The sequence below is a fragment of the Allobosea sp. P4_C6 genome (assembly GCF_056402015.1).
This window is the reverse complement of sequence record NZ_JBFUIF010000107.1, coordinates 1-5221: the sequence shown is the minus strand read 5'-3', so window position 1 is coordinate 5221 and position 5221 is coordinate 1. Positions and strand designations below refer to the sequence as shown.

The window sequence follows — 5221 nt, the reverse complement described above, 5'->3', positions numbered from 1 at the left end:
GGCCCGATATGCCCCCTGAGATGGAGGGCGATCTAGAAGGCGTCGTGCGCATCCTCGCCGAGAACCGTTGGCCCTGGCGCCTGCACGCGACCTATGACGAAACAATTTCGCGCGCCCTTGATGTCTTCGAGAAGGTCGACAAGGACATTCCCCTCAAGGGGCTGAACTGGTTCTTCGACCATGCCGAGACGATTTCGGAGCGCTCGATCGACCGCATCGCCGCTCTCGGCGGCGGCGTCGCGGTGCAGCACCGCATGGCCTATCAGGGCGAGTATTTCGTAGAACGCTACGGCGCGAAGGCGGCCGAGGCGACCCCGCCGGTGGCGCGCATGATAGAAAAGGGTATCAAGACTTCCGCGGGCACCGACGCCACCCGCGTCGCCTCCTATAACCCTTGGGTCGCGCTCGCCTGGCTCGCCACGGGCAAGACCGTCGGCGGCTTGCGCGTCACGCCGCAGCGCAATTGCCTCGATCGCGAGACGGCGCTCAGGATGATGACCGAGAAGGTCACCTGGTTCTCCAATGAGGAGGGTAAGAAAGGCCAGATCGCGGTCGGCCAGTTTGCTGATCTGATCGTGCCCGATCGCGATTTCTTCGCCTGTCCGGAGGACGAGATCGCGCATATCTCCGCGGATCTTACGGTGGTCGGTGGCAAGGTCGTCTATGGCGCCCGCGATTTCGCTTCCTTCGAAGAGAGCGCCCCCCCACCGGCGATGCCCGACTGGTCACCGGTCCGAACCTTCAAAGGATACGCCGCCTGGGGCGAGCCCGATGGCGCCGGCAAGAACTCGTTGCGCCGCGCCGCCATGACCAATTGCCGCTGTGCCAGCGCCTGCAACGTCCATGGCCACGACCATACCGGCGCCTGGTCGAGCGCGCTGCCGGCCTCCGACTATCGTTCCTTCTGGGGAGCGCTCGGCTGCGCCTGCTGGGCGGTGTGACATGGCCAGGAACGGCGCCTCTCCGCCGGCCGGCGCCTTGCGCTGGTTCGCGCTGCTGTTGCTCTGTGCCGCCTATATCCAGGGGCCAGTGACCAAGATCCTCGATTTTGAGGGTGCGCTAGCCGAGATGACCCATTTCGGCTTAACGCCGGCACCGCTCTTCGCCGTCGGCATCATTGTCTTCGAGCTTGCGATGACTGCTCTGATCCTGATCGGACGCTGGCGCTGGCTGGCTGCGCTGGCGCTCGCCGGGTTCACGCTGGCCGCGACCTTCATCGCCATTCGCTTCTGGGAGATGTCGGCCGGCCAGGGAAGGGCGATGGCGATGAATGGCTTCTTCGAACATCTCGGCTTGGTCGGCGGCTTCATCGTGGTCGCGCTCGACGACCGATCGCGGCGCAAGGGAGACACGTAGTGAATACTTCCACGACGCCGGCACCTCCGTCCGGCTTCGCGCCGCTGCGCCAAACCGTCTTCGCCGTGCTCTGGGCGGCGACCATCATTGGCAATATCGGCTCCTTCATGCGCGATGTCGCCAGCGCCTGGCTAGTGACGGACCTCTCCGGTGCGCCGGCCGCAGTGGCGCTCGTTCAGGCGGCGGCGACGCTCCCGGTCTTCCTGCTCGCCATCCCCGCCGGCGTGCTCTCGGACATCCTCGACCGCCGCAGGTTCCTGATCGCGGTCCAGCTCCTGCTCGGCTGCGTCAGCCTGTCGCTGATGGCGTTGGCGAGCCTGGGCCAGCTCAGCGTGCCGGCCCTGGTCGGCCTGACTTTCGTCGGCGGCGTCGGCGCGGCGTTGATGGCGCCGACCTGGCAGGCGATTGTGCCTGAGCTTGTCGGCAAGGCCGATCTCAAGAGCGCGGTGGCGCTGAATTCGCTCGGCATCAACATCTCGCGCGCCATCGGCCCGGCGCTGGGCGGGCTGATCCTCGCCGCCTTCGGCGCCGGCGTGACCTACGGCGCCGACGTGCTGAGCTACGTCATTGTCATCGGCGCGCTTTTCTGGTGGCGCCGCCCTATAGGCGCCGACGATGCGCTAAGCGAGCAGTTCGCCGGTGCCTTCCGGGCCGGCCTCCGCTATGCCCGGGCGAGCCGCGAGCTGCACGTCGTGCTGCTGCGTGCGGCGATCTTCTTCGGCTGCGCCAGCGCCGTCTGGGCACTGCTGCCGCTGGTCGCGCGCAACCTACTCGGTGGCGGGGCTGGCTTCTACGGCGTGCTGCTCGGCGCGGTCGGCGCGGGTGCAATCGGCGGCGCTATCCTGCTACCACGTCTGCGCGCCGGCCTCGATGCCGAAAGGCTTCTGCTGTTCTCGGCCGTCTTGACTGCGGCGGTCATGGCCGTGCTAACGCTCGCGCCGCCGCAATGGCTCGCGATCGTCGTCCTTCTGCTGCTCGGCGCCGCCTGGATCGTGGCGCTGACGACGCTCAACGGCGTCGCCCAGGCGATCCTACCGAACTGGGTGCGCGGCCGCGCGCTTGCAGTCTATCTCACTGTGTTCAATGGCGCGATGACCGCGGGCACCCTTGGATGGGGTGCGGTGGCGGAAGCCGCCGGCATCCGCGTCACGCTGTTGATTGGAGCAGCCGCACTGCTTGTGACCGGCCTGATTATGCAGCGGATCAAGCTGCCGGCCGGCGAAGCCGACCTCGCGCCCTCCAACCACTGGCCAGAGCCGCTCGTCGCCGCCGAGGTCGCCAACGACCGCGGACCTGTCCTGATCCTGATAGAGTACCGCGTGCCGGCGGCCGATCGCGAGGTGTTCCTACGCGCGATCAACGCGCTCTCGGTCGAGCGGCGTCGCGACGGCGCTTACGGCTGGGGCATCACCGAGGACACGGCAGATCYGGAGGGGCTGGTCRAATGGTTCATGGTCTCGTCTTGGGCCGAGCATCTTCGCCAGCACCGCCGGGTGTCCAAGTCCGATGCCGATGTGCAAAGCGAGGTCAGGCGCTTCCATGTCGGGAAGGAGGGGCCGGTCGTGCGACACTTCCTGCATATCCATCCGCTGCCTGGCCTTGCAGGCGCGGGGGAGGGAGCCAAGGCGTGAATGGCGGCGCGCGATCGCTTCCCTGGCAGGCCTCTGGCTGGCCTCGGCACGAGGCGAAGACCCGGGCAAAAAACGGCGGCCCTGCCGGAGCCGCCGCCTTACGCGCAGCTGCAGCAGAACCCGGACTATTCCTATTTCGCCGATCCTCATGTGCAGGCGCGATTCGCAGCCGCCATGCGCATCAGAGCGACAATTCCCACCGCGGATCTGCAAGCTGCGCTGCAGGGCGAGCAGGGTAACTGACCCATTCTGCTACGCATCGTCAGGCCGTCCACACGTTCACCTAGAGGAGAGTAACATGTCCAAGTACCTGGAAGTCCTGACCCCGAAGAACTGCCAAATGATCTTCATCGACCAGCAGCCGCAGATGGCGTTCGGCGTGCAGTCGATCGACCGGCAGGTGTTGAAGAACAACGTCGTGGGCCTCGCCAAGGCGGCGAAGACGTTCAACATCCCAACGACAATCACCACGGTCGAAACGACCAGCTTCTCCGGGCACACCTATCCCGAGCTGCTGGCCGTGTTCCCCCAGAACAAGATCCTCGAGCGCACCTCGATGAACTCATGGGACGACCAGAACGTGCGCGATGCGCTCGCCGCTAACAACCGCAAGAAAGTCGTTGTCTCCGGCCTGTGGACCGAGGTCTGCAACACCACCTTCGCGCTCTGCGCCATGTTGGAAGGCGCCTACGAGATTTATATGGTTGCGGACGCCTCCGGCGGTACCTCCGGCGATGCGCATAGATACGCCATGGACCGGATGGTCCAGGCCGGCGTCGTACCGGTGACCTGGCAGCAGGTGCTCCTGGAATGGCAGCGCGACTGGGCCCATCGCGAGACCTATGACGCCGTCATGGCCATCGTGAAAGAACATTCCGGCGCCTACGGCATGGGCGTCGACTACGCCTATACCATGGTCCACAAGGCACCCGAGCGCGTCGCGCATGGCGAGCGCATCGGTCCGCGCCCGGCAGATATTTAATCCTTTTCCGGGGACGCAGCGGATTCTTTCCGCTGCGTCCCCCAGCCATCGGGCAATTGCGCAAACAAAATTCCCGTCACTGCGGATCGACTGGAGCGAAGCGAAAAGCAACGGCCTTCAGCGAAAGCCGTCGATTCTCACGACGGCTGGTTCCCACGATTGAGTTATGACGGGCGGCTTTTATGACCCGCTAGCGCATCCCAACGGATTCGGTCGCGCTATCCGGCAAAGCGTCGGACGCGTGGCACAGAACATTAGTTGGCGCGCCGTCAACGGGGTCGACGCGTACGCCGGTGGCCCGCCTGGCTCGGCCGAATGAATCGTCGGCGGTGGCATCCTTGCTCTCAGCATCGTCATCGTGGTGCCTGTGGCTCTAAAGGTCGGAACTCAACAACAATGGTCTGCGTTTACTCGCGTCGGGKCAGTCAGTGTATGATTTCGGGAGTTGCTTTCCGACCTTCGCAGCGAGAATAGGAGGGTGTGATGAGGAAACTCGCAACGCTCGCCACTGCCGGTTTGATCGTCTTGGGCAGTGTGGGAACAGCCGGAGCGTATTATCGGCGTGCAGGCTGGGGCTACTATAATCATGGYGGGAACGGCGGGGCCGTCGCCGCCGGGATCGTCGGCGGCGCTTTGCTCGGGGGGCTAATCGCATCGGCGGCTCGCCCGGCCTATGGCTACGGATATCCCGCCTATGGCTACGGATATGGATATCCGGCCTATTATGGCCCACGCCACTACTATGCCCGTCCCGTCTATTACCGTCCGCGCTATTACGGGTGGAACCGGGGTTATTACCGCCCGCACTATTACTGGTGAAGTCGCTCTTGCTGGAGGTTTCGAGCACTGGGATTATTCGTAATCCGGCCGGGTTGAGCGACTGCGTCCCGACCAAGGAACCCTTTGCATCAGATATCGATGGACGTGAGCAGCTCATTCGTTTGGAGAGCGCTGTACCGATATTTGTGCCCAAGCTCGGTTGTGATGCACTCCTAATCATCGGCAATCGCGACTGAATGAGCGCCCTACCCACATCTCGGCGCCGTCCAAGCCAATTGATAACAAGGCGATGAGATCGTGGATCGCTTCTACAGTTATCCGTTGCAAGTCGCTCCGTTGCTCCAGCGAGCGTAGTGTTAGCCGAACCAAGTTTGCCCTCTGTTAGGGCGCTATAACGGTGGCCTCGTTCAGTCGCAAAGCCTGACATTTCGAGCGACGCTCGCCATTGGCCTTCCGCTTGACTCCTCTGGAG

Annotated in this window: 6 protein-coding genes; all 6 read left to right on the top strand. The window is 64.2% G+C overall.

Features of this window, described 5'->3' with window-relative positions:
* On the top strand, window positions 1–941 hold a 941-nt coding region (locus tag AC1DVA_RS26185; RefSeq protein ID WP_476807821.1), incomplete at its 5' end, for an amidohydrolase family protein.
* Between the two features lies 1 nt (window position 942).
* Window positions 943–1356 (top strand): DoxX family protein, encoded by a 414-nt coding sequence (locus tag AC1DVA_RS26180; protein ID WP_265055278.1) that lies wholly within the window; start codon window positions 943–945, stop codon window positions 1354–1356.
* Window positions 1356–2987 carry an MFS transporter gene (locus AC1DVA_RS26175; protein WP_476807820.1) on the top strand — a complete coding sequence of 544 codons (1632 nt, stop codon included), beginning with the start codon at window positions 1356–1358 and terminating at the stop codon, window positions 2985–2987. The genes AC1DVA_RS26180 and AC1DVA_RS26175 overlap by 1 nt, the downstream gene beginning before the upstream one ends.
* A complete protein-coding gene (locus AC1DVA_RS26170) occupies window positions 2988–3230 on the top strand; it encodes a hypothetical protein (protein ID WP_265055276.1) in 243 nt (80 codons plus the stop codon).
* A gap of 55 nt (window positions 3231–3285) precedes the next feature.
* The gene (locus tag AC1DVA_RS26165) at window positions 3286–3969 is read left to right on the top strand and encodes a hydrolase (RefSeq protein WP_265055275.1); all 684 of its coding nucleotides are present in this window, start codon (window positions 3286–3288) and stop codon (window positions 3967–3969) included.
* A gap of 483 nt (window positions 3970–4452) precedes the next feature.
* Complete coding sequence (locus AC1DVA_RS26160) at window positions 4453–4788, top strand: hypothetical protein (protein ID WP_476807819.1); 336 nt, start codon at window positions 4453–4455, stop codon at window positions 4786–4788.
* Window positions 4789–5221: the final 433 nt, after the last annotated feature.

Bases quoted from the DNA above. Each gene is read 5' to 3' on its own strand.
- AC1DVA_RS26170 (WP_265055276.1), top strand. From the start codon at position 2,988: ATGGCGGCGCGCGATCGCTTCCCTGGCAGGCCTCTGGCTGGCCTCGGC.
- AC1DVA_RS26165 (WP_265055275.1), top strand. From the start codon at position 3,286: ATGTCCAAGTACCTGGAAGTCCTGACCCCGAAGAACTGCCAAATGATC.
- AC1DVA_RS26180 (WP_265055278.1), top strand. From the start codon at position 943: ATGGCCAGGAACGGCGCCTCTCCGCCGGCCGGCGCCTTGCGCTGGTTC.